A 25,502-nucleotide genomic window follows, 5' to 3' on the forward strand; every position below is an offset into this window, starting at 1 on the left:
TACAGGTCTTGTGCATCATTTTAATTTAAAATTACTTTGTCCATACCGGATTTTGTTCCAGATTCGTATTTAAAGCCAATTGCTTCAAAGGCAACGGATACAGATAATAATGTTCCTGCCATCCAAGCGGGGTATCAAAGAAATAAACATATCCTTCATCAGCACCTGTGCCACCCGTTACTTTCAAATTCTTGGCCGAAGCCCCTGTCACATAAGCACCTAGCGGTTGTTTGTTAACATAGTCTCCTTTCTTCCACCTGCGCAAATCATCCAGACGGAAACCTTCACCCATCAACTCAACTCGTCTCTCCCTACGCACTTCCCACAAGAGAGCAGGAACGGAAGGATCACGCTTCGGATCAAAAGCATCATTAATATCATTTACCACCATTTTCGCCACATTAGCTCTTGCCCGAAGTTTGTTAATAGACTTATCCGCAGCAGCCTGGTCTAACTTGTTCAATTCGCACATCGCTTCGGCATAATTTACCATCACCTCACCTATACGGAACAGCGGGGCATCTGTTGTATTCACCCCATTCGCGTTGGTAGCTACAGTATGTGTATTATAATATTTCCATACCCAGAAGCCCATTTGGGAAGCATTCCAGCCCTGTCCCCAGTTCATATTCTTAAAGTGAGGTTGTCCTTGCACAGTGAATCCTTTAAAGTTGGAAGACGGCAAACGATGATAAGTTTCACCGGAAATCGTAGCCATTAAATCTATAAATTCTCTGTCCTGTGCATTATCCGTATATTTCCAATCAGCCGTACTGGGTCCGTTTTCTTTCTTCACCATATATGGAGGACAGATCGTCAAATACAACCGGTAATCACGATCACGGAATTGTCCATACATATTCTTATCACCCCCATAATGGCTAGTCGTCGTGCTAACCGGTCGTCCATCCGTACAGAGATAACTGTCTACCGCGTCTTTCGTTGCCTCAATATAAGATTCACCTGTACGCACCATACGGGTCAAACCATGCATCAACTGTCCGGTTTCATAAGCCTTATACAAAATAATACCTGTCACTCCATCCAGTGTTTCCGAATTAAACAACTCATCATATTTAGGATGCACATTCGGATATTGCTTAATCACCTCTTCAGAAGCACGGGCACATTCTTCCAGATAAGTATCTGCCCCCGACAAACCATGATATTTTCTCCAAGTTCCTTCAAATAAAGCAAAACGGGAAATAAGAGCTTTCACCACATACATATTAATTGTATTTTTCCCATCCGCTTCGATATTACTGCCAATATGTGTTTCCGCATATTTCAAATTAGACAGAATATTGGAAGCCACCAGGTCACGACTATCACGTTTTCCATAAAGCTCGGGACTTTCCTCTGTCAAAGCATGCTCTACCCAGGGAATATCACCAAATTTAGAAAGCATCTGAAAGTATTTATAAGAACGGAAGAAATATCCCACACTTCTCCAATGCTCCCTCTCGGTTTCATTCATTTCCGAATGATCGATATTATCAAGCATCAGATTAACACGGCGGATATAATCGTAATCCCAATCTTTAGATTCATCCGTAGCCTTTGCTTTGCGATATGCCCACTGACCTTCATATCCATCCAATCCTTTTATCATGTTATCCGATTCAAAATCACCACGGAAAATTTCATCCGTTTGCCCTGTATCATACGTATATCCGAAGAACACGTTATACAATCCCCATGTATACGTTTTAAAGTTGTCATAAGTAGTAAAGACCGATGCTTCTGTTTGCTGTCCTTTAGGATAAACCTCCAGAAATTCGTCATTCAGACAAGACGACATCAACAAACAAAAACTAACGCTTACACATAGTATATATTTATTCATAATAATTACTCTTTAAGTTGTGAAACAATCAGAATGAAAGGTTTATACCGAACGAATACTGTCTCATATACGGATAGGTAAAACCACGTTGTCCTAAATCATCCGTGACAGAACGTTCCGGATCAAGTCCCTTCGGCAAGTGGTCGAACGTATAAAGATTCTCACCACTGAAGAACACAGCCAGATTATTAACTCCAATCTTACTCATCCACTTGGACGGGAAATTATAAGAAAGTGTTATATTACGAATACTTAAATACGATCCATCCTGTAAATAACGAGTCTGTACACGTGTATTGGCATCTGTATTTCCGGCCGCTTTCTCATAAATACGGGGAAAATAACTATTCGTATTTTCCGGAGTCCAGTAATTCAACTGTGAATCGTAAACGGTAGTCCAAGCATCATAATGTGGATAAAACAGATCGTTCATCACCCATAAATCCCGTTTACCAACTCCTTGCAGCAAGAATGACAGAGAAAAACCGTTCCAACTTGCACTACCATGAATACCATACTGATAACGCCGGGTATTATTACCGATGATTTTACGGTCTCCCGGATCTTTCGTTGTACTGGTACCACTGTTGATAATATTATTACCATCCAAATCTTTGTATAATATATCTCCCGGATTCGGATTATACCCTTCCACTTTGGCAATACCCGGTTTCAATTTACCTTCCGCATCGAAATCATCTACTGTATACAAACGATCGGTTACATATCCCCAGATCTCACCCAGCTCCATTCCTACACGATATGTTTCATTATCATTCTTGTCCTTACCAAATAATCCTGTTTCGTTATTGTATTTAGTAATCTTTGTTTTCGAATCGTAAAGATTGAAACCTAAGCTATATTTCACTTTTCCGATTTGGTCATTCCAGTCAACCGAAACTTCCCATCCTTTAGAACGAAGGTCAGCCGTATTTTGTAAAGGAGCACTTGCACCTAATACACCCGGAAGTTCAGAACCCGGAGCAAGCATACCCTTAGTATCTCTTCTATACCAGTCGAACACCATATTTAGTCTGTTATCCAATAGCCCAAGATCGAATCCGACATCAATTGTCGTAACTTTCTCCCAAGTAAAGCTATTGCTGACCAATGCAGCAGGTTTCAAAGTAGTAACTTTAATACCGGAAACAGTCCAATAAGCCTGTTCAGCATCCATACCGGGAATATATGCATAAGGAGTGATACTCTGATTTCCGATATTACCCCAAGAACCACGCAATTTCAAGTTAGAAAGAACTGAATTCAAAGGTTTCATAAATGCTTCCTCGCTGATACGCCATCCGGCGGAAACAGAAGGAAAGAAACCGAAACGGCTATTCTTCGGGAATTTGGAAGAACCGTCATAACGTCCGTTCGTTTCAAGCAAATACTTGCCGGCAAACGAATAGTTGATGCGATAGAACAACCCTCTTACCGTATAACGTTCAAATTTATCTTTAGCAAAATAATCACCTGTCGACTGCGAGATAGACGGCAGATCTTCATTAATCATATTCATACGCGACATCTCCGCATAGCGGTAGTCGCTACTTTCCTGATTGAAACCTCCCATCACCGTTACATCATGTTTGCCCCATGAGTTGTTATAGTTAGCATAGAAGTTCAATGCATTATAATCCGTAATACCATTGGAGTATTCATACTTGGAATTGGCAGTGGAAACCTCTTTCACAAAATTGCCTCCATGTGCATAATAGAACTTCTTCTCAAATTTCGTTTTCTCGTTACTTAGATGATTGAATGTGTACTCACCAATCAACTTCACATTCTTCAAAGGACTGATCGTTACCTTTCCGAAAATACGAAGATTATTCTTTTGAATAGTGGTCGGATATGCCAGGTCAATCAAATTACGAGGAGTATTGATCGGTAATTCTTCACCGTCGATATTCATTGTTCCGGTAGGGAAATAAGAAGGGAATGCGACTGCTGCTCCCCATATACCATATCCTCCGGAAGTTTCCGGCAATGAAGAGTTGGAATTCGTATATTTAATATCCAATTCCGGAGTAATCCATGAAAACACATCTGAACGGAGATAAGAAGACACGTTGTAACGCTTGTACGTATCTTTATCCGAAGCCAGTACCCCATTTTCATTCACCATACCAAAGGAGAAACGATAAGAAATATCTTTCGTACCGCCACCTACCGAGATATTATGAGTTTGCTGGAAACCAGTCTCCATCATATCATCGAAAAGATCAGTTTCTGCCAAGCTATAACGCAGCCCGTCCACCATTGCATAACCATCCGGATATGCAGACGGATTAGCATTATATTCCTTCAAAAGTCCCAACCAAGTATCTACGTTCTGACCACTTTGATAATTGATTGTCCCCATGTCCTTATAAGCCTGTACCGTTTGGAGCGGAGTAGCCTTGTGAGGCATATTAGCGGGCCTGCTGAAGGAAAAGTTATTTGAATAATTAATAGAGAGTTTAGTTGCATCCGAACCTTTCTTTGTAGTAATCAAAATCACCCCGAAAGCTGCCCGTGCTCCATAAATAGCAGAAGATGCCGCATCCTTCAAAACAGTCACCGATTCGATATCGTTCGGATCGAGCATATTAATATCCATCTCCACGTTATCCACCAGTACCAGCGGTTTTCCATTCTTATCCAGACTGTTGACACCACGAATATTGAAACTCATTTCTTCACCGGGTCTTCCAGAATTACCTGTAATCTGCAAACCGGGCATTGCCCCTTTCAAAGCGTCACTCACAGACACCACCGGACGGTCACCTAAAACATCATCCATCTTCACACTGCTCACCGCACCTGTCAGGTTCGCTTTCTTTTGTACGCCGTAACCAACAACTACTACTTCGTCTATTAACCGGGTATCTTCTTTCAAAGTTACATTGAGAGGACGTTGATCTTTTACCACCACTTCCTGTGTGGCATAGCCGATATACGATATGGATAAACGAGCATTTGGAGTAACCATCAAGGAGAAATTGCCATCCATATCCGTAATGGTACCTTCTGTAGAATCGACCACTTTCACATTTGCCCCAATCACCCCTTCACCAGTAGGATCAGTGATCCGTCCTTTTAAGACAAACGCTTTTTCCTGTTCTTTCTGCGGTGTCACTGCATGGAACATAATCACCCGGTTTCCGTTCACTTCATACCTGACGTCCGTTCCGGCCAGCAATTGTCCCATCACATCATTAATAGTACCGTTATTTATATTCACAGAAACTTTCCTATTCAAATCAATGTCATTATTACGAATCAGGAAAGAGTAATTGCCTTGCTTCTTTATTACTTCAATGGCTTCTTTTAAAGTAATATTATCTACTTTCACACTGAAACTTTTACTTTGTACCTGTGCCGATAGCTGGAAACCACCAGTCAAAGCATTTCCTACAGACAAAAGCAGAAGCATTAATAATATTCTTTTTACTATTAATCTCATATTTTTCACTATTAAAGGTTAACATAATATCTTTCTATACAACGCTGAACCGCCGATATATCTATCGACTAAGTTCTCAATCATACTTTACTTTTTCTTATTTTACCTCCTTTTTCTTGTCAGTTATAAAGATAGTGTCTCCACTAACTTTCCATGTATATTGCTTCTCAACGTTGATTTCTCCCAATATATCATTGATACTTTGATTACTATTGAAACATCCGGAAAAGCGTTCCGCTTTCAGACGTTCACTCCCTAAACAGATCTTCACCTGGAATTTGCGCTCCAGACGGTGTGCAATGTCGGCAAATGGAGCATCTTCAAATGTCAGGCCACCATCCAACCAGTCACAGGCAGAACTTGCATTAGATTTCATTTTCTCCATGCGGCCCGTATTCTTATCGTAAAAAGCCTGTTCGCTAGGGAATAGCTTCATCACCGAACCGGACAAAGTGGCTAAATTGACACGACCTTCCAACAGAGATACCATTACATAATTATCGTCATCATAAGCACGGACATTAAAAACAGTCCCCACCACCTTTACCTGCACACCATTCGTAGTTACAAAGAAAGGAATCTTCTCATTTTTCGCCACCTTGAAATATCCTTCGCCATCAAGCGTAACATCACGTTCACGAATACCGAACCCGCGACAATAGCGTAACACAGAACCCGCATTCAATGAAACCTCTGTTCCATCCGGAAGCACAATATTCGTCCGCGAACCGGCCGGCACTTTAATTTCATAAGGAGAATCCGCATTCGTATATACTTCCGTAAGATTTTCAGTATAAGTGTACCAGAAGTAATTACAGCCCAACAACAAAATAATTGCAGCAGCCACCTTCAGCCACACAGGAACTATCTTCCGCGAACGGACAGGCTTCATCTCTGCAGCCGCTATTTTTTCTTTTATCTGTGATAAATTAGCATCCTCTATTTTCGCAAATGCAGGCACAGAAGAAACAGCCCATACTGCGGACATCTCCCGAAATATTTTAGCAGCATCTTCATTGGAAGCCAGATAAGCGAGCAGAGCTTCTTTCTCTTCTTCGGTGCAGTTACCGGACAGATAGTTGCTTATCCGGATTTCCAATTCTTCTATATGATAAGAGTCATTCATAAACGTACTTTTTCTATGGGTGTATATAACTAGATACGCAATAAAAAAAGAAACGTTTAAAAGAAAAGCGATTTTTTTTAGAGAAACATCAAAATAGCTATCATATAAGGAGTACCTAGCGATTCGCGCAGCTTAGTCAATGCTATTTTCATCTGTACCCTTACAGTGGTCACATTAATATTCTGCTCCTCGGCAATTTCACTATATGTCTTCCCCTCATACAAACTTGCTTTAAATATGGCACGGCATTTGGCAGGCAATTCCTCCACCTTCTTCATGATGATGGTATTCATTTCGCTATGCTCCAATGCCTGCAAAGGATTATCGGAAGAAAGAATATGATTTTCGAGAAAAGCCCAGATTTCTTCCATCTGTTCCGTCATCTGTTTTTCGTTGAAGTAAGAAGAGCGCAGATAACTGATGCTCGCATTTTGAATGGCACGCCGCAAATACGGAAGAGCAGGATAAGTAATATGATGTCGATTCTGCCAAAAAGCAACAAAGACATCATTCACAATCTCCCCTGCCACCCTTTTATCATGCACATAATAAACGGCTATCGCACACAAATAAAGATAGTAGGTATGATAGATTTTATCAAATGCTTTTGTATTACCGTGATTTAACTGTTCAATTAGATTTTCAGAGATTTCTGGTAGATTCATTCGTTGTCTTTCTTTAAGGAACGGTGCAAATATAGCGATTAATTCAGAAAAACAAAATTCCAATCTGATAAACCGGAGCCCGGCAATCATTCCTTAGCCCTACAATCCCATCGGTATTTTCAACAAATACCAAACGATAAACAACAATGTCCAGACAACCAAAATGCCTAATGAATATCTCCAGGTATATTTCAGCAATGAACCATACGTAATCTGCTTATCATACTGCCGCATATAGGTAAGCACCAGAGGCATATAGAATAAGAAAGGAGTAATGGCATTCGTCGAGCTATCTCCGATACGGAAAGCACATTGTGCTATATCCGGAGCAATTCCCATCTGTGCAAACATCGGGATAAAGATAAAAGACATAAAAGCCCATTTGGAAGTAGCAGATACCATAATCAGGTTTATCAATGCCGTAAACAGAATAAACAGGACAAGAGCAGACAAAGGAGCCGGTTCAAACGAAGAAAGCAGATCAGCACCCATGATAGCCAGACATTTATCCAGATGAGAATATTCAAAACAGGCAAACATCTGCGCAGCGAAGAAAGCGATAACGAAATACACTCCAAGAAGCTTCATCGGCTGCGTAAGTCCTTCAATCACATCATTGTCAGTGCGATACCGCCCGGAACTGAATCCATAAGCCATTCCCGTAATACCTGCTCCCAAAGAAAGCAAAAACAAAATACCGGCAATAAAAGGCGAATGCATCAAACCACCGTTCACACCCCGCAAAATTCCATAAGAAGAAAAAGTAAGCCACAAGATAAGAGCCACATAGATAGCTGCCACAACAATGGAAATCATAATAGCACGCCGCTCTTTACGAGACAGAGGATGGTAAGCCACCACTTTCATACTGCCTTCATATTTACCTAACGTAGGAAGAAGCCATTTTTGAGTAATCCAATACACAATAGCCGTAATGGCTACTGTTGAAGCACTCATAAAAAAGTAATTGCAAAGAGGTTCCGTATTTCCCTGATAACCCGTTTGTGCCAATGCAGCCTCTTGCGTGGTATGCGCCAACAACGGGTCCATCGTACTCAATACAATATTAGCACTATACCCGCACGCAACGGAAACATAAGCCGTAACAATCCCTGCAACCGGATGAAGCCCCACCCATTGAAACAGCATAGCAGCAATAGGCAATAAAATGATATATCCACCATCACCAATGGCATTCGACAACAAACCAAGCACAATCACCCACAAAATGATTTTCCTCTTTTCCTGCCGGTTTCCCACCCCCATGCGGATACATGCATCAATAAAACCGGAATGTTGTGCCACTCCCAATCCGAACATAGCAATAATCACCATGCCCAACGGAGCAAAGCCCGTAAAGTTCTTAATAGCGTTCCGCAACCACCAACGGATTCCTTCCGGACTCAACAGGCTTTGTACACGGATATCCTCACCTGTCTGCGGCAATGTCACTTTCAATCCATAGATATCGCATATCCATGAAAGAAAGACCACTGCCATTGTCAGCAGAAGGAACATCGTAGCGGGATGGGGCATGCGCCATTTATTCTTCATATAATACTTTATACCTAATACTTAATTTACTCTTCGTCAGGCTCCAGATTATCCAGATCAATAATACGCAATTCCAATGCACGTACTGCCAACCGGGTAGCATTCACTCCCACCCGTTCACCATTCGGGAAAAGACGTCCGATAAGATCATTCTGCCGTTTCTCCAATGATTTCACACCAAAAGGCATTCCTTTCAGATTGGCAATCATCTCTTTCGTATAACCCAAAGCCAGATGACGAAGAAAACGTTCGTCATATTCATCAATATCATAACTGATGACAGCCTCCTGACGCTTGGCATCGTTGGCTACAGATTTCTTGAAACGATCTACAATCTTTTCCAGAATCGGATAGTTGAATACCAATTTCTTTCCGTCCATCACAGCCTGTACATCTGTTTTCGTCAGTAGCTCACCCGTTTTGAGGATGATTCCATCTGCACCGGCATTCAATACGTCCACCCACAACTTTTCGTTCAGAATCTCACCCGTGAAGATCAATACCCGAACTCCTTTGTAACGTTTGAATATATTCTTGCAAATATCAACACCAATGGTCGTAGAACCTCCCAGTCCTAAGTCCAACAATACCAGATCGGGAAGCTGGACCTCCATCAACGGCCAAAACTCACTTTCCGTCATTGCCGTGCCGATCACTTCCGCATTCGGTATTTCATGACGGAATATTTCTTCTGTCCCTTTCAACTCCAGTTTTACATCCTCTACAATAATAACTTTAAACTTCTGTTCTTCCATGTTCCTTATCTAATAACTTTTATGTGTTTTCCTTTTATCGGCGCGGAATAGTGAAATAAACCGTAAACCCGCCGCCTTCAGCCGGCTCGGCATTGATACGGCATCCCCTACGTCCCGCAAATTCGTCGTGGTCGCGGATAATCTGCTTGCATACCAGATATTCCGTTCCCCTCAACTCCCCTTTTTCACCGGAAGTCATACGTGCCAGATTCGGATAAAATAGTTGATTCAACTCTTCCACACTCTTCTCGCGTCTCGTATCCGTAAAGAGGAAACGAATATATTCATTATCCTTGCGTGCTTGCAGACGTATCACTCCATCTTCACGCACAGTCAATGCTTCATCAATCAAATTCTCCAATAGAAAACGCAACTGATTCACGTCTCCTATCACCTTCGCCTCCATCGACTCTATTTCCAATTCTATCCTCTCCGGCCGATTCTTCATCAACTTCTTGAAATATTTTCCGGCAGCATCCAAAAGCTCCTGTACCGGAATCACCGTACGCCGGAAAGTGACCTCCTCCAATTGACGGGAAGCACACGAACTCAAAATCGTAAAGATTCCCTTATAGTATTCAATCAATTCCGTCATAGTCTCCACCGCTTCACGCTCTTCCGTTTCCGGAAGATTCTGCGCATTCAACCGTCCTACGATCTGTTTGATCTTATTCGGATAATAAATCGTCTCATGTTTAATAGTCGACAAACAGTTGTCAAGCACCATATTCTGTACATGCAACATGCTGTCCTCCCAAGAAGCCCGGCGTGTTTCTTCGTGTGCCGACTCGATATCCCGGTATTTTGTAGCCAGCTTCACCACTGCGTTAAACACGACAATAGCCACATAACGAGCTACCAGTTCAAAAAGCAGTCGATCCGTCTCCTGTTCCGTTCCCTCCCTGCGCTCCAGATAAAGCACACCGACACATTGATGCTCGCCTCCTGCTTCCACCATCAGCGGAATTGCCTGAAGATGCTGTTCGGAAAGATATTTTCCGGAACTAAAACACAGCTCTACCATCTCCGGCATTTCCTGTCCGGGACGAGAAGCATATTCCAGCCGGTGCGTCGTTTCATTATAAACAGCAATCCCCATCCGGTCAATCGTCAGTAATTCATTTACCGAACTGAATGCTTCATCCACAATCCGCTGTGGAATTTCTTTAAGCGTACTCTCTTCCCGTTGAAGCGCCTCTGCGTTTTCCTGTTCCTGCGGTCTCACCAAAGATGCGGCAAACACCTTCTGATTAATCTCAAGTACCTGTTCGAGATTCAAACGATTCTGCAAACGTTTTCTCATGTACAGAAAATAATATCCGACCAACGAAACAATCAATAAAACAAAGCATAAAATAATTCCTACCGTCTTATTAGTATTCGAACGCTCCAACTGCCGGCAATATGCTTCGAGAGTTTGATCCTCTCCCTGCAACTTATACAAATCCGTAAATGCCGAATTATTATAACTATATGCATCCAACTGTTTCAAAGCCAGAAAAGCTACTGACGCCTCATTCCTGATATCCAAAATTACATGATAATCCGAATCAAACAGTTCGTTCCACCAACTGATTTCAGCAGGCGTTCCCTCACCTACCAGCTTCATATACCGATATGGACGATCCGGACGCGCATATTTTTCATAATGCTCATTCAGAAAAAGCATGGCAGAATCTATATATTGCAAAGCCAACTCATAATTTTCATCCACATTAGCAAAATAGGCGGCATTCGCATAATCCGATGCTACATCCAGCAAATCCTCATACGCAGAATCCGTAACTACTACAATCGAATCGCCATCCTGCAACATGGGAGGAATCGGATCATGCAGACAAGAAACCATCCCTAACGGAAATAACAAGCAAAGCAGCAATCCCCCCATCGCTTTACGCACTCCCGAAGGCAAACGAAAATAAAAACGACTTCCTTTCCCCAGTTCGCTCTCCACATCAAAGACGCATCCCCGGAATAAATCATTCGTTTTCTTATACTTCTCAATGATTCCCTTACAATTCATCAATCCGAAACCACTACCTTTGTTCTCTTTCAACACTTCCGGATCGGCTGCATTCTTCATTCCGATCACACGGGAATCATACACCTTCTCACCAATGATATACGCCACATCCTCTTCGGAAATACCTCTTCCGTTATCCTCCACAGAGATCTCGACATAGGCATCCTCCGTAGTGCGGGCATACACTTTAATGGTTCCTCCTTCCGGAGTATATTTACGGGCATTTTCAGCCAGCGTATTAATCATAAACAAAGTCAGTGCCCGGTCAGCCTTCACCATAGCCGTAGTCGGTTCAATTTCCAACTTCTGATTTTTCATTTCAAAAGCACGTCTTCCCTTGCCTAGCAACTCAAACAGTTCATTGAGACTGAAAGTTTCAATATTCAAGCTAAGCGTTCCCTGCTTCCATCTTAATCCAAAGAGCCAGAATATCGTTATACTCATTAATCGTAGTTACCAGCTCATCAATGTATTGATACTTCTCTTTCTTAATCTTCGCATGATCAATATATCCCCTCTCCGTCAATTTATGCACCTCATTCAAGATACGGTCGATATAAGGATTAATACCATTGACAATGGCCAGACAAGCCTTCTTTATAAGATTCTGGCGTTTATTTCCCGCAATATGTTGTTCGTAAACATACCGCTGCTTTTCCAACTGCATCCGCTCGTCACTCAACGCTTCCACCATCTGCTCATTATCCGCAGCCCAAACAATATACGGTTCAAGCACATGCACTAACGCTTTTTCATCACGGTTCAACCGATGCAGAGGAACCAGTGCCGCTTTTCCCTCCTCCGAAATTTCCAGTTGAAGACGTCCTTTCCCGAACAATTGATCGATACCTTGCTGAATTAATGGGACATTCATCGGAATAGACGAAGTTATGTCCCGGCAAAGAGTCAGAATCCGTTGCAGACGCTCCACGTCTACCTGATTCCTTATTTTAGACCGTTTATTGAAAAACCACCAAAGAATAACCACCAATACAAGTCCGACAATAACCAAAGAAAGTACAAGCGTCATTTGTCGTGAATCGGCTTCCAATGAAAGATAACGGCTCTCCAACTCCTTATCCTGACGGGTATAATTCAAAATATCCAGATATATATTCCGGTTGTAGTCAGAAGCATACTTCATCCCGAGCCCCGCATACGACACACTCAATTGCTCCCGAATCCTTGAGATCCATTCAGGTACCGTTCTTACATCTTCCTGCATAATCCATGGAACCCCGGTATAAGTCGTATCTCCTTCTACAAAAACATATAGTTTATCCAATGTATCCGCCGCATGATGATAATAGAGCATGTGATGTTGATTCACACAATCCAACGCTTTTGCAAGCGTATCCAATGCCTCCGAATAACGTCCGTGCTCATTCATATATTTACCGATAGACACATACGCACCGGCAATCTGATACAAATCATTATACTCACGGAACTTTTCAAGCGCACGCTGTGCCATCCGCAAAGGCAAAAGCGAATCTACCGGAAAACCAAACTGATCCAGCGCATATCCCCTTCTCGTCCGGAAAAGTTCGAAATTATTGGGTGAAACCATCAGATTAGCCAATCCTTGCAGACCATTTCCTTCGAAATAAGGATGATTGGTCTGAACAGCTGTCCGCCACGTAATATAAAGTTGGTCGAACTCACGCATTTTCCGGTCTTCCGGCTTAGTTGCTTCTACCAATGAGGCCGAACCTTTTATATAATGATAATAAAGCAACTGATTAGTATCTGTCAAAGCTTCATCTTCGGGAATCCGGTTGAGAGATGTGATGGCCTCCTGCCGTTGCTGCAGATAGTAGTAATAAATAGAAGAAACGATGAAAAATTCGGTGAACGCATAATCCAGCCGGAGTGCTTCGTGACGATCAGCAAACAGGTCACTCTCTTCACGAATACGTTTCATGCGCTTGAGCGCACTGTTACGATAATCATAAAATTCTTTGTTCATAGCCGTCCGCTGACAGATTTTCATCAGTCCGATGTCGGCAATCAACAGTTCGAGTTCATTTTTAGTCAGTTTATATACTTCCTTATGCAACGCTTCCGCCCGGTCAAAGTCCATAGCCATAAAAGCACAGAATCCCAGGTTGTTGGATGCTTCCGCTTTCCCCGACTTGTAGAAATTCACCTGCCGATAGGCTTCATTGGCGTATTTATAAGAAGAATCCAGGCTTCGATAACGATAAGCATACGCTTTCCCGTTTAATGAATCAATCAGGCGCACCTCTTTGGTCGGCACCATATCAGTGCACGAAAAAAAAGAGGCAAACAACACTATACCTATTATATATAAAGGAAAGCGTGAACTCATTTTTGACTATTAACTGTTTTCAGAAAGCAAATCTACAAATATTTCCGATAAGTTGGAGAGAAAAATATTTTTTATACAATAAGTCCTTCTAAATAATAAGAGAAATTCCTACCTTTGCAGGCAAATTAACAAATAGGTAACATCTATTACAAAATGAGCGAAAAAGCACCCTTTATGGTATTCTCGGGAACAAACTCGAGATATCTTGCAGAAAAAATCTGCGCAAGCCTGGATTGTCCTCTGGGAAATATGAACATTACCCATTTTGCCGATGGCGAATTTGCTGTTTCATATGAAGAGTCAATTCGTGGCGCACACGTATTCCTGGTTCAATCCACTTTCCCTAACTCAGACAACTTAATGGAACTTCTCCTGATGATCGATGCTGCTAAACGTGCATCTGCAAAGAGCGTTGTGGCCGTAATCCCCTATTTCGGATGGGCACGTCAGGATAGAAAAGACAAACCGCGTGTATCTATCGGCGCTAAGTTGGTAGCCGACCTGCTATCTGTTGCAGGTATCGACCGCCTGATTACGATGGACTTGCATGCAGACCAGATTCAGGGATTCTTCAATATTCCGGTAGATCACCTGTATGCATCAGCAGTATTCCTTCCCTACATCCAGTCATTGCAACTGGAAAACCTGGTTATTGCTACACCGGACGTAGGAGGTTCAAAACGTGCCAGCACTTTCTCCAAATACCTCGGTGTACCATTGGTACTTTGCAACAAATCACGTGAAAAAGCCAATGAAGTAGCATCTATGCAAATCATCGGTGATGTAGAAGGTAAAAACGTTGTATTGATCGACGATATTGTAGACACGGCAGGAACAATCACCAAAGCAGCCAACATCATGCTGGAAGCCGGTGCCAAATCTGTACGTGCTATCGCCAGCCACTGTGTAATGTCTGATCCGGCTTCTTTCCGTGTACAAGAGTCTGCCCTGACTGAAATGGTATTTACCGACAGCATCCCTTACGCAAAGAAATGCCCGAAAGTGAAACAGTTAAGCATTGCCGATATGTTTGCAGAAACAATCAAACGAGTGATGAATAACGAATCTATCAGTTCACAATACATCATTTAATAGATGATAGGTGATAAATGATAGTTGATAGTTGAAGTTACTTTCAACGGGAAATTATAAAATGGATAATGACCGCTTTGGGTTATTATCCATTTTTCTTTGTACCATAAAAAAGAGGCCACGCAATGCGCAGCCCACTATCATTTATCACCTATCATCTATTGAAGTCTTCCAAATTTATAGGTTCCTTTTTTAATCACTTTCCCATCTTTATCTGTTTCTACAAAGGGACCATTCTTCTTTCCTTGTTTGAAAAAGCCTTCGAAGCGATTACCGTCTTTGTCGATTTGTACGCCTTGTCCGTCTTCCAATCCATCAACAAAGCCACCTTTATATTGCATACCAGCAACGGTTTTCAGAGTACCCTGTCCATTGGGACGGTTATCTTTCCACTCACCATCATAAACATCGCCATTGCTCCATTTATAGACTCCCTTACCATCACGTTTGTTATTTTTCCAGCTTCCTTCATATACAGCACCATTCGCCCAGGTAAAAGTACCTTTTCCGTCTTGCATGCCATTTTTGAAATTACCAACATATTTGTCACCGTTAGCGTGATAATAAACTCCCTCACCGGTACGTTCACCTAAGAGATAAGAACCTTCATAACGATCGCCCGTATGAAAGTAGTAAGTACCTTTCCCATGTTGGATATCATCTGCCCAGTCACCGTCGTATTTATCTCCATTGGTATATTCAAACACCCCTTTTCCGTGACGGACATCATCTTTCCAGTCTCCTTCATACTTACAGCCGTCGTCCCAGTTCATGATACCTTTGCCATTCTTCTTATCATTTTTCCAGTGACCGGTATATTGGGCACCATTCGCCCAAGTGTATGTACCTTCGCCTTCACGCTTATCATTCACCCATTTACCTACATACAAATCACCGTTATGATAATACATTGTTCCTTCACCATGCTGATAGTCCTGATACCACATACCGTCGTAACGGTTATTATTCATAAAATAATAAATACCCTTTCCATGCTGCTGGTCCTGAAACCACTGTCCTTCGTACTTTTCTCCGTCAGGAAACATATAAATTCCATATCCCTCACGTTTTCCCTTCACATATTCTCCTTCAAAGACATCACCGTTTTTAAAGACAGTTTTTCCTTTTCCATTCGGTTTTCGTCCTTTCATTTCTCCCGTATAGACACTGCCATCCTTAAAAGTATAGTTGCCAATCTTTATTTCAGTGGAGAATGTATCTTTAATTTTTCCGAAAAATCCGCCTTTTTTTCCTTCATTTTCTTGTGCCATCACTCCCTCTTGTGCAAGAAGAGCCAGCAAAAGTGTAGTATATAGATATTTCCTCATTGGTTTTAGTCGTTACTCATTTTAGAATTACAATTTGGACAAAGATACAATTTCTATCCCAAACAGCCCACTTTCGGAAAGCAAATTATGACAACTTTTTACCTGCAATGACCTCTTTTAATGTCTCTTTGCACAAATAGCGCTGTGCCAAATCTTGTATTTCCATCGAAGTAACCTCATTCACAGCCAGCAGAGAACGTGAAAAGTAGTCATCATCCAGCCCGGAAGTAGCAATGAAGATCCACGCATCCGAAAGTGAGAAAGGCGACTCATAACTACGGCATATTTCTCCCAACATATAGTTGCGCACAATAGTCAATTCTTCGGCTGATACAGGTTCCTGATGCAGGCGGTCTATTTCATGGTACACTTCTTGTATCAACGGTTCCACATATTCATTATCCGTTTCTGTCGAGATAGCCAACAGTCCGCTATCCGGATAAAACATGATTCCTGCCGAAATACCATAAGTATATCCCTTCTCTTCACGGATATTAGACATCAGCCGACTGCCGAAATAACCTCCAAATAAAGTCATCAGTACCCGAAGTTTCAAATAATCAGGATGATTACGGGTAATGGTCGTATATCCCATCTTCACAGCACTCTGCATAGCATCTTCACGCTCTGTAAAAATCCTCTTTTCGGGAACAGCAGTAAAAGGAAAACTTAATCTCGACACCTGCTGCTGATGTTGACCGAAAGAAGTGCCGAATGTATCTGTCACCCGACTGATAATATCCTCCGTCACCTTGCCGGACAAGAATATAGAGCAATTACCCGAATGATAATACCGTTCATAAAATTCACGGAGCACTTCCGGAGTGATAGCATGATAATCTTCCTCCACCACAATTTTACCACATGGATGCTGTTCACCGTAAAGTGACTGCAACAGGCTGCGGTGTGCCAGAAAATCAACTTTGGAAGTATTAACCAGATATTGTTGGATATTGGTATCGAGAATAGTATGCAATTCCTTCTCCGGGAAAAGCGGTTCTTTAATCATGGATTCCACCACCTCCAATGTTTTCGCCAAATACTTATTCAACGAATAAACAGTGATATATGCATATTCCGACGAACTGGACAATTCGAGCCATGAGCCGTAATAATCCAGTTTTTCGGCAATGGTAGCAGCCGTATACTTTTTCGTGCCTTCGCGCAGCATCCGGTTCGTAAACAGAGCTTGCAGTTTCTGCGACTGCTGCCAGCGTCCCCCGGCAAAAAGCACATCTATGCGTACCACCTCCTGTTCACCCGCATTAATAACAGTCAACGGAATGCCGTTTGGCAACGTCATTCGAACAGGAGGAAGTATACGAAAATTTTTCAGGGTTTGTATTTCAGGTTGTATCGTACGATCCATAAGATTAACTTCTATTCTTCAAAAATTCTTCTGCCCGTTCCAAGTCTTGCGGCGTATCAATTCCAATAGTTTCCACTTCACTGATACCTACCTTTATTTTGTATCCGTTCTCCAGCCAGCGAAGCTGCTCCAAAGATTCGGCCAACTCCAAAGAAGACTGTGGAAGCATGGTAATCTCTTTCAGCACCTCTGTACGATAAGCATACAATCCGATGTGCTTGTAGTAGGTATGTCCCTTCAACCAGTCCTGTTTCTCGGCATTACGCTGATAAGGAATGATAGAACGGCTGAAATAAAGTGCATTCCAGTTCTTGTTGACTACCACTTTCGGTGAATTCACGTTTTCCAGTACGGCAAACGGTTCATCGGCAGTAAAAGGCTTCACCAATGTAGCAATCTGCGTGGTTACATCCTCGAAGCAAGCCTTTACCGCATCCAGTTGTGAAGGCTGAATAAAAGGCTCATCTCCTTGTATATTCACTACGACGTCAAAATCACCTCCAATCTTGGTACAAGCTTCATAACAACGATCCGTACCACTTTTATGGTGAACGGAAGTCATCACAACCTTTCCCCGAACGCCTTAACGGCAGCTTCAATGCGTTCATCATCCGTAGCTACATAGGCGTCATCTAAAACGCCTGCCACCCGTTCGTATACACGTTGTATGACTGTTTTTCCGCCTAACATAGCCAACGGTTTCGCAGGAAAACGAGTGGATGCATAGCGGGCAGGTATAATTCCAAGAAATTTCATCTACTTAATAAATAATGAAGAATGGAAAGCTGATAATGACTGTTGTATATATCCCCTTTGCCAATCTTCCGGTTTTAATATTTTGTTATCATATAAAAGCATGTCAATATCCAGACATACTTTTTCCTCTTTCTTATCCTCCGGACGACGCCCGGACCTCTGTTCCTATATCTTTCAGCATTTTCCTCACCGTCTCTTCATCCTTATCGGAATAGAACAGAGCCACTTGGTTGGAAAACAGAGCCGGATTCTTAAAAAACAAAGGTTTAGTTTCCAGTTCGGGAGCAAAACAAATAGAAGAGAACGATTCAGTCAACTTCTGTCTGGCAAAAGTCAGGTTCTCTTTCCTATTGTAATTACTCCCTATGCAAACAATATACTTGTGCACTTCTTTAATTGAACAGATCGTCCAGTCCTCTTTCTTCCACTTCGCCATCAGGAGTTTCCGAACCGGCACACGGGTCAAATCCTTCAGGAAGTTTGAATCTCTCCTGCTGGTCATATCCTAAAGTCGGGTCATCATATACTTTCTTCATATACATCGCCCAGATAGGCAAAGCTGCAGCAGCCCCCTGTCCATAGGTCATTCTACCGAAGTGAATATCACGTTCGTCCCCTCCTACCCAACAACCGGATACCAGTGAAGGAGTAAATCCCATAAACCAGGCATCGGAGTTATCATTGGTCGTTCCTGTTTTTCCACCCATATCGGCGGTAATTCCATATCGACGAACACGTCCACCCGTTCCCTCATTGATAACGGCACGCAGCATAACCAGCATCTTGTAAGTGCTCGACGCGCTTATCACTTCTTCCATTTGCGGTGCAAAAGTAGAAATGACATTGCCATCACTATCCTCAATGCGAGTAACGAACAATGGAGCCACCCGGATTCCCTTATTGGCAAAAGCCGTGTATGCGCTGACCATTTCACCGACAGAAATTTCACAAGGTCCCAGACAAAGTGAAACCACCGGATCAATTGCTTTATTGCGTACACCGAAACTATGGATCAAGCGTACCAAATCATACGGATTCAGCTTACCCATCAGGTATGCAGAAATCCAGTTATCGGAGTTTGCCAATCCCCATTTCAGAGTCACCATTTCTCCATAACGCTTATCATTTGCATTACGTGGTGTCCAGGGAGTCCCATTCTCATCAATCAAAGTTTGCTCTACGTGGCGTGCCTGGTCGCAAGGAGAAAATCCGTTCTCCATTGCCAATGTATATAAATACGGTTTAATAGTAGAACCTACCTGACGACGTCCCACCATCGCCATATCATACTGGAAGTATACATAATTCGGTCCACCCACATAAGCCTTCACGTGTCCGTTTGCCGGATCCATTGACATAAATCCTGTCCGCAAGAAAGATTTATAGTAGCGGATTGAATCCATCGGTGTCATAATCGTATCTTTATCACCCTTCCAGGAAAAGACAGTCATTTCTTCCGGTGTATCGAACGCCTTACGAATCTGTTGTTCCGAAGCTCCCGCCTCTTTCATGAGGCGATAACGTTCCGTTTGTTTCATTGCTTTCGTCAACAACTCTTCCACTCGTTTTTCCGGCAGTGATCTTGCATACGGGGCATTCTTACTTCCCTCTTTTTCCTTGAAGAATACAGGTTGCAGATAATCACCCAAATGCTCTTTTACAGCATCTTCGGCATACTGCTGCATACGTGAATTGATAGTTGTATAAATCTTCAATCCATCTGTATAGATGTTATAATTTGTACCGTCTTTCTTCTTGTTTTTCGCACACCAGCCATATAACGGGTTAGTTTCCCAAGCGATAGAATCCTCATAGAATTTCTGCATTTGCCAACCACGATAATCACTTCTTACCGGTTTCGGTGCTGTCATGACGCCACGGAGATATTCACGGAAATAAGTAGCCAGTCCCTCTTTGTGGTCAACACGATTATATGTCAGTTTCAACGGAAGAGCCTGCAAAGAATCACATTCTGCATCTGTGATATATCCGGCTTTACGCATCTGCTCGAGCACCACATTACGACGGCCACGGGAACGTTCGTTGAAACGAACCGGATTGTAGAGTGACGGATTCTTACACATACCCACCAACGTAGCTGCTTCTTCGACCTTCAAGTCCTTTGGTTCACAGCCAAAATAGGTATATGCAGCAGTTTTGATACCAACAGCATTATTCAGAAAATCAAATTTATTGAGATACATACTCAATATTTCCTCTTTGGTGTAGTAACGTTCAAGTTTCACTGCAATCACCCATTCAATTGGTTTTTGAAAAAGACGCTGAAGTGTATTTCTCGCCACATTTTCCGTAAACAACTGTTTAGCTAACTGTTGCGACAAGGTACTACCCCCACCTGCATTTTTCTGAAACATCAAACCACGTTTCACAAACGCACGGAACAACGCTTTGGCATCAATCCCGGAATGCTCGACAAAACGAACATCTTCCGTTGCAATAAGAGCATTGATAATGCTGGGTGACAAATCCTTGTAAGCCGTGTACACCCGGTTTTCCTTGCTGTAAGACCATGTACCAAGCACTTTCTCATCTTCAGAAAAAATCTCCGTTGCAAATTTATAGCTCGGATTCTCAAGTTCCTCTACAGGAGGCATATAGCCAATCCAACCCTTTGAAATGGAGACAAAGACTATAACAATAGCCAATACTATGACTGCCAAGAATATCCAAAGAGCTTTTATTATTTTTCGAATCATGTTTTTTCTCGCTTAAAATAACGCATTTAATTAAGGTGCAAAGGTAGATAAAATCCGCTATTCAGCCAACGAGTTTGATTAGATTTTCTATTTTGTTAAAATATAGAGCGATACTCCTAACAAATAGCACGAAACAAAAAGAAAGAACGTTTGTTTGGGAAAATAGCGGAAAGAAAGTATCTTTGTATACACTTATTCAAAGTGCATTCATATAAAAGACATTAATTATGAAATATGTATCATCAGACAGGAAGTTGTTACCTTATGGTATGATGAACTTCGAGGACATCCGTTTGGATAATTATTATTACGTGGATAAAACCTCTTACATCCCCTTGATAGAGCAATCAGATCGTTTTTTCTTTTTTATCCGCCCGCGCCGATTCGGAAAAAGTCTGACTTTGAATATGCTTCAACATTATTATGATGTACGTGCCAAAGATAAGTTTGACGCTTTGTTTGGCGATCTTTATATTGGAAAGCATCCCACAAAGGATCGCAATAGCTATCTGGTAATAAAATTAAATTTCTCGGGAATAAGTGGAGATTTACACAGCTACCGCAAAGGTCTGGACGAACATTGCAGAATCGTATTTGACTATTTCTGTGATGTTTATGCTGACTACTTACCTGAAGGAATCAAAGAAAAAATGGACGAAAAAGACGGAGCCGTCAGCCAATTCGAATATCTGTTTACGGAGTGCGCCCGTGTCAATCAAAAGATTTATCTCTTCATTGATGAATACGACCATTTCACCAATACAATACTCTCTGATGTCGACAGCTTAAACCGTTACACTGATGAGACACACAAAGAAGGTTATTTACGTGCTTTCTTCAATAAAATAAAATCCGGCACAGACTCCAGCATTAAACGCTGTTTTATCACTGGTGTCAGTCCCGTGACAATGGATGACTTGACCAGCGGTTTCAATATCGGCACTAACTACTCATTGTCACCAAGATTCAACGAACTGATGGGATTCACAGAAAGTGAGGTTCGCGAAATGTTAACTTATTATTCTAATACAGGGCATTTCAATCATACCATCAATGAGTTGATAGAAATCATGAAACCATGGTATGACAATTACTGTTTTGCACAGGAATGCTATGGTAAAGATACGATGTACAATTCCAATATGGTGCTTTATTTCGTCAAAAATTATATAGAATATAACGGTGAAATACCGAAAGATATGGTAGAAGACAACATCCGTATTGACTACGAAAAATTGCGTATGCTCATCCGCAAAGACAAGGAGTTTGCGCACGATGCTTCCATCATACAGACTTTAGTAAGCCAAGGATACATCACTGGAGAAGTGAAAAAAGGATTCCCAGCCGCCAGTATTATTGATCCGGACAATTTCATAAGCCTACTCTATTATTTTGGCATGCTTACTATTAGTGGCACACATGAAGGAAAGTGCAAACTCACCATTCCCAATCAGGTAGTTCGCGAACAACTTTACACCTATTTGTTGAACACTTACAATGAAGCCAACTTAAGCTTCAGTAATTATGAGAAAAATGAATTATCCAGTTCGCTCGCTTATCGAGGTACCTGGAAAGCTTATTTTGACTACATAGCTGATTGCCTGAAACGCTACGCCTCCCAACGCGACAAGCAAAAAGGAGAATTTTTCGTACATGGTTTCACGCTAGCCATGACTGCACAAAACCGGTTCTACCGCCCTATTTCGGAAGCAGATACACAAGAAGGATATGCTGACATCTTCTTATCTCCATTATTAGATATTTATCCGGATATGAAACACAGCTACATAATCGAGTTGAAATATGCTAAATACAAAGACCCCGAAAATCGTGTGGATGAATTACGATTAGAAGGTATCGCTCAAACCAACCGTTATGCTGATACAGATACAGTAAAAAATGCTATTGGCACCACACAGTTGCATAAGATTGTTGTAGTATATAAAGGAATGGAAATGAGAGTATGCGAAGAAGTGTAGCTCTCTTATTATATCTAAACACAAACAGGCGGGATTTCTCCCGCCTGTTATTCATTCATAAATATACCTATTTATAAGATAATCAATTACAACGTTGCTGCCTGCACACCAACCACTCCGGCAATCGCACCGGCAACAGCAATAATCACTTTCAAAATAATACTCCACGTTTTTTTCATAGACATTTCTTTTTTAAATTAAACACTAAATGAACACTCTAACCGTCAACTATTAATTGTCAAGGCATTAAGCTGCGGGATCCGGTGCCTCTCCACCATCATCACCATCATCTCCACCATCTTCGCCTTCACCCGGTTTTTCAGGATTTGTGGGAGATACAGTAACACTAATTTTCTTCAGATATTCATCCAGACTGATCAGGTCTAACTTCTCATCTGCACGGGTAGCAGTTTTGGTGACACGCAACTCTTTATTGGCTTGGAAAAAGATGCGAACACTATCCACACTCTTAGCATTAACATCCTTCGCCAACTCCGCACCCTTGGAACGGGCAGTCAACATAAACACACCCAAACCTTCGATATTTATTGATTTACCTTCCAGCAACTGTTCCTTCATTTTTTCCACAAAATTCTGGATTACGCTCTTAATATCACCGACAGACAGCGAAGAACGATCCTGCATTTTCTGTGCAATATATTTCAGATTGACAGACTGACCTAAAGTGATCAGATGCGGATAATATCTCTTAGGAGAATTGGGAACACGCGGATCTGTTGGCCGCGTAATGACTTTGTAAATTACACTCATACTACGTTTTTTTAAAGATTTAAATTCAAGTTTATTTATTCACGTTTTGTTGATCAACAATGCAAAGGTGAAGCTTTTATTCCGGATAGAAAAGAAAAAAGCCCCTTACGGAGCTATTTTCATTCACCTAAGTATATAATAAACTATAAATCAACAACATAATCAGCATCCTATAATCTTCCAGTCCCCAATCGTACACCGTTCGCTATCAAAACTGACAGCCACCTTTACAACAGGCAATCCACATAAAGCAAAGCGTTCCGGATAATTCTTCAAATCAATTTGCTCCATCGCTTCACCCGCACTTTTATCCAATTTCAGTTCCATCACATACAATGTAGTCTTCGTACGAAGTACTATATCTACCCGTCCACGAGGAGTACGAACTTCCACATCCATATAATACCCCAACAAACTGAATATGATATAAAAGACCTGCTGATAGTGTCCTTCGAACCTTGTATTGTCGCAGTAGGGAATCGTAGACAGAAATTCCTGCAAACGGTGTAAAGCAGCATCCATATCACCATTCTGAATATCATAAAAAAGATAAGCCACCATGGTAGTTGCTTCAGGTGTCTTGTTATTTACATAATAAGGAAGAAGGCTCTCCATAAGTCCCAGCCTTACTTCTTTATTGGGAATATCCAGCGTATAAAGGTCTAGCATCTTATTATAATCCTTAATAGTGATATACCCACTTTGGTACAATAAAGGCACTGCATCAGTCATCGTTTCAGTAGGAGCATCGAAAACTGAGGACTTCAGTTGTTTACATCCAATTTCGGAAGGTTTCACTCCGAATTTATTCAACATCTTAATCAGATATGTAGGAGTACCGCTACCAAACCAATAAGATCCAAATTTTCCATCAGCAAAAGCATTTAGCAAACTGAAAGGATTATATATATCGGGCGAAGGAGATGTGAAATGATAACCATCATAATTTTCTTTCAATTTCATCAAAGCCTCTTCAGGTGTTATCTCCAATTTCTTTGCCAATCCTCCCAAATCATCCTTCATTTGCAAACGTATCTCATCTTCACTAATTCCACAGATAGCAGCGTATGGCTCATCCATACTAATATTCTTTATATTATTCAACTCACTAAAAATACTTAGTTGGGAGAATTTGGTAATACCAGTCAGAAATACATATCGCAAATAAGGATCACAAGCTTTTAACGGACTGTAGAAGTTACGCATGATATTACGCAATACATCCAGGTTTTCCCATTCGTGCACCACATCCAGCAGAGGAGCATCATATTCATCAATAAGCACGACCACTTTCTTGCCGGTTTGCTCATAAGCACGTTTTATCAGTCCCATCAAACGCTGATTGGGATTAACCTCCTCCTCCAGCCGTCCATAAATCTGCTCATAGCCATACAATTTCAGATTTAACTCTTGGAGCAACTGTTCACTATCCGCATGCTTAGCGGTACTCATATCGAAGTGAAGTACCGGATATTCCGTCCACTCCTTCTCCAGTTTCTCCATAGCCAATCCATGAAACAGCTCCTTACGTCCGGAAAAATAGCTATGCAGCGTGGAAGTAAGTAATGATTTCCCAAAACGTCGTGGACGGCTCAAGAACATATAGCTGGAAGCCGAATGAGTCATCCGATAAACATATGCTGTTTTATCAATATAGAGGTAATTCCCCTCCCGTATCTTAGAGAATGTCTGAATCCCGATAGGATATAATCTTTGCAAATCTTCCATATCAATCATATTT

General features: G+C 41.7%; 14 protein-coding genes and 3 pseudogenes. 2 read left to right on the forward strand and 15 right to left on the reverse strand.

From position 1 onward, the window contains the following. Positions 1-31: 31 nt before the first annotated feature. From NXX38_RS19695 to NXX38_RS19725, 7 genes and pseudogenes are all read right to left on the reverse strand, one after another. Positions 32-1,846, reverse strand: coding sequence for a RagB/SusD family nutrient uptake outer membrane protein (locus tag NXX38_RS19695; protein WP_195650660.1), 1,815 nt, complete (start codon positions 1,844-1,846; stop codon positions 32-34). Between the two features lie 28 nt (positions 1,847-1,874). Then, positions 1,875-5,264, reverse strand: a complete 3,390-nt coding sequence (locus tag NXX38_RS19700) for a TonB-dependent receptor (RefSeq protein ID WP_217723483.1) — start codon at positions 5,262-5,264, stop codon at positions 1,875-1,877. 127 nt (positions 5,265-5,391) lie between these two features. Then, a complete protein-coding gene (locus tag NXX38_RS19705; protein WP_258980762.1) occupies positions 5,392-6,420 on the reverse strand; it encodes a FecR domain-containing protein in 1,029 nt (342 codons plus the stop codon). A 77-nt stretch (positions 6,421-6,497) separates the two neighbouring features. Next, the gene (locus NXX38_RS19710) at positions 6,498-7,085 is read right to left on the reverse strand and encodes an RNA polymerase sigma-70 factor (protein ID WP_118418897.1); all 588 of its coding nucleotides are present in this window, start codon (positions 7,083-7,085) and stop codon (positions 6,498-6,500) included. 99 nt (positions 7,086-7,184) lie between these two features. Continuing rightward, a complete protein-coding gene (locus NXX38_RS19715; protein WP_217723460.1) occupies positions 7,185-8,639 on the reverse strand; it encodes an AbgT family transporter in 1,455 nt (484 codons plus the stop codon). A gap of 26 nt (positions 8,640-8,665) precedes the next feature. Next, on the reverse strand, positions 8,666-9,394 hold the full coding sequence (locus tag NXX38_RS19720; protein WP_258980765.1) for a DUF5932 domain-containing protein: 729 nt from the start codon (positions 9,392-9,394) through the stop codon (positions 8,666-8,668). 34 nt (positions 9,395-9,428) lie between these two features. Further along, positions 9,429-13,749: pseudogene (locus tag NXX38_RS19725) on the reverse strand (DUF5113 domain-containing protein). A 153-nt stretch (positions 13,750-13,902) separates the two neighbouring features. Between NXX38_RS19725 and NXX38_RS19730 the strand changes: the two are divergent. Beyond that, on the forward strand, positions 13,903-14,841 hold the full coding sequence (locus tag NXX38_RS19730) for a ribose-phosphate pyrophosphokinase (protein WP_167511898.1): 939 nt from the start codon (positions 13,903-13,905) through the stop codon (positions 14,839-14,841). A 158-nt stretch (positions 14,842-14,999) separates the two neighbouring features. On the opposite strand, the gene NXX38_RS19735 is transcribed toward NXX38_RS19730, so the two are convergent. The 5 genes and pseudogenes from NXX38_RS19735 to NXX38_RS19755 all read right to left on the reverse strand — a co-directional run bounded on the left by NXX38_RS19735 (position 15,000) and on the right by NXX38_RS19755 (position 21,011). Then, a complete protein-coding gene (locus NXX38_RS19735) occupies positions 15,000-16,169 on the reverse strand; it encodes a phosphatidylinositol-4-phosphate 5-kinase (protein ID WP_148367393.1) in 1,170 nt (389 codons plus the stop codon). 85 nt (positions 16,170-16,254) lie between these two features. After that, positions 16,255-17,538: a pitrilysin family protein gene (locus NXX38_RS19740; protein WP_258980768.1), complete on the reverse strand. Its 1,284-nt coding sequence runs from the start codon at positions 17,536-17,538 to the stop codon at positions 16,255-16,257. A gap of 4 nt (positions 17,539-17,542) precedes the next feature. Then, positions 17,543-18,294, reverse strand: a pseudogene (kdsB, locus tag NXX38_RS19745) (3-deoxy-manno-octulosonate cytidylyltransferase). Next, positions 18,295-18,682, reverse strand: a pseudogene (locus NXX38_RS19750) (2-amino-4-hydroxy-6-hydroxymethyldihydropteridine diphosphokinase). A 4-nt stretch (positions 18,683-18,686) separates the two neighbouring features. Continuing rightward, positions 18,687-21,011, reverse strand: coding sequence for a transglycosylase domain-containing protein (locus tag NXX38_RS19755; protein ID WP_258980770.1), 2,325 nt, complete (start codon positions 21,009-21,011; stop codon positions 18,687-18,689). A 227-nt stretch (positions 21,012-21,238) separates the two neighbouring features. On the opposite strand from NXX38_RS19755, the gene NXX38_RS19760 reads away from it, so the two are divergent. Then, positions 21,239-22,990, forward strand: a complete 1,752-nt coding sequence (locus NXX38_RS19760) for an AAA family ATPase (RefSeq protein WP_122138473.1) — start codon at positions 21,239-21,241, stop codon at positions 22,988-22,990. Positions 22,991-23,076: 86 nt separating this feature from the next. Here the strand turns inward: NXX38_RS19760 and NXX38_RS19765 are convergent, their stop codons facing one another. The 3 genes from NXX38_RS19765 to NXX38_RS19775 form a co-directional block, all read right to left on the reverse strand. Further along, positions 23,077-23,169, reverse strand: coding sequence for a smalltalk protein (locus tag NXX38_RS19765; protein ID WP_004295819.1), 93 nt, complete (start codon positions 23,167-23,169; stop codon positions 23,077-23,079). A 67-nt stretch (positions 23,170-23,236) separates the two neighbouring features. Beyond that, complete coding sequence (locus NXX38_RS19770; protein WP_122138472.1) at positions 23,237-23,761, reverse strand: HU family DNA-binding protein; 525 nt, start codon at positions 23,759-23,761, stop codon at positions 23,237-23,239. A 162-nt stretch (positions 23,762-23,923) separates the two neighbouring features. Further along, entirely contained in the window at positions 23,924-25,498 is a 1,575-nt protein-coding gene (locus tag NXX38_RS19775; RefSeq protein WP_258982002.1) for an ATP-binding protein, read from the reverse strand. Positions 25,499-25,502: the final 4 nt, after the last annotated feature.

Source organism: Bacteroides sp. BFG-637 (genome assembly GCF_024793605.1).
GTDB lineage: Bacteria > Bacteroidota > Bacteroidia > Bacteroidales > Bacteroidaceae > Bacteroides > Bacteroides vicugnae.

What these genes read in the sequence shown, in the direction of transcription:
- NXX38_RS19695 (WP_195650660.1), bottom strand. Translation starts at nt 1,846, where the DNA reads ATGAATAAATATATACTATGTGTAAGCGTTAGTTTTTGTTTGTTGATG.
- NXX38_RS19700 (WP_217723483.1), bottom strand. Translation starts at nt 5,264, where the DNA reads ATGCTTCTGCTTTTGTCTGTAGGAAATGCTTTGACTGGTGGTTTCCAG.
- NXX38_RS19705 (WP_258980762.1), bottom strand. Translation starts at nt 6,420, where the DNA reads ATGAATGACTCTTATCATATAGAAGAATTGGAAATCCGGATAAGCAAC.
- NXX38_RS19710 (WP_118418897.1), bottom strand. Translation starts at nt 7,085, where the DNA reads ATGAATCTACCAGAAATCTCTGAAAATCTAATTGAACAGTTAAATCAC.
- NXX38_RS19715 (WP_217723460.1), bottom strand. Translation starts at nt 8,639, where the DNA reads ATGAAGAATAAATGGCGCATGCCCCATCCCGCTACGATGTTCCTTCTG.
- NXX38_RS19720 (WP_258980765.1), bottom strand. Translation starts at nt 9,394, where the DNA reads ATGGAAGAACAGAAGTTTAAAGTTATTATTGTAGAGGATGTAAAACTG.
- NXX38_RS19730 (WP_167511898.1), top strand. Translation starts at nt 13,903, where the DNA reads ATGAGCGAAAAAGCACCCTTTATGGTATTCTCGGGAACAAACTCGAGA.
- NXX38_RS19735 (WP_148367393.1), bottom strand. Translation starts at nt 16,169, where the DNA reads ATGAGGAAATATCTATATACTACACTTTTGCTGGCTCTTCTTGCACAA.
- NXX38_RS19740 (WP_258980768.1), bottom strand. Translation starts at nt 17,538, where the DNA reads ATGGATCGTACGATACAACCTGAAATACAAACCCTGAAAAATTTTCGT.
- NXX38_RS19755 (WP_258980770.1), bottom strand. Translation starts at nt 21,011, where the DNA reads ATGATTCGAAAAATAATAAAAGCTCTTTGGATATTCTTGGCAGTCATA.
- NXX38_RS19760 (WP_122138473.1), top strand. Translation starts at nt 21,239, where the DNA reads ATGAAATATGTATCATCAGACAGGAAGTTGTTACCTTATGGTATGATG.
- NXX38_RS19765 (WP_004295819.1), bottom strand. Translation starts at nt 23,169, where the DNA reads ATGAAAAAAACGTGGAGTATTATTTTGAAAGTGATTATTGCTGTTGCC.
- NXX38_RS19770 (WP_122138472.1), bottom strand. Translation starts at nt 23,761, where the DNA reads ATGAGTGTAATTTACAAAGTCATTACGCGGCCAACAGATCCGCGTGTT.
- NXX38_RS19775 (WP_258982002.1), bottom strand. Translation starts at nt 25,498, where the DNA reads ATGATTGATATGGAAGATTTGCAAAGATTATATCCTATCGGGATTCAG.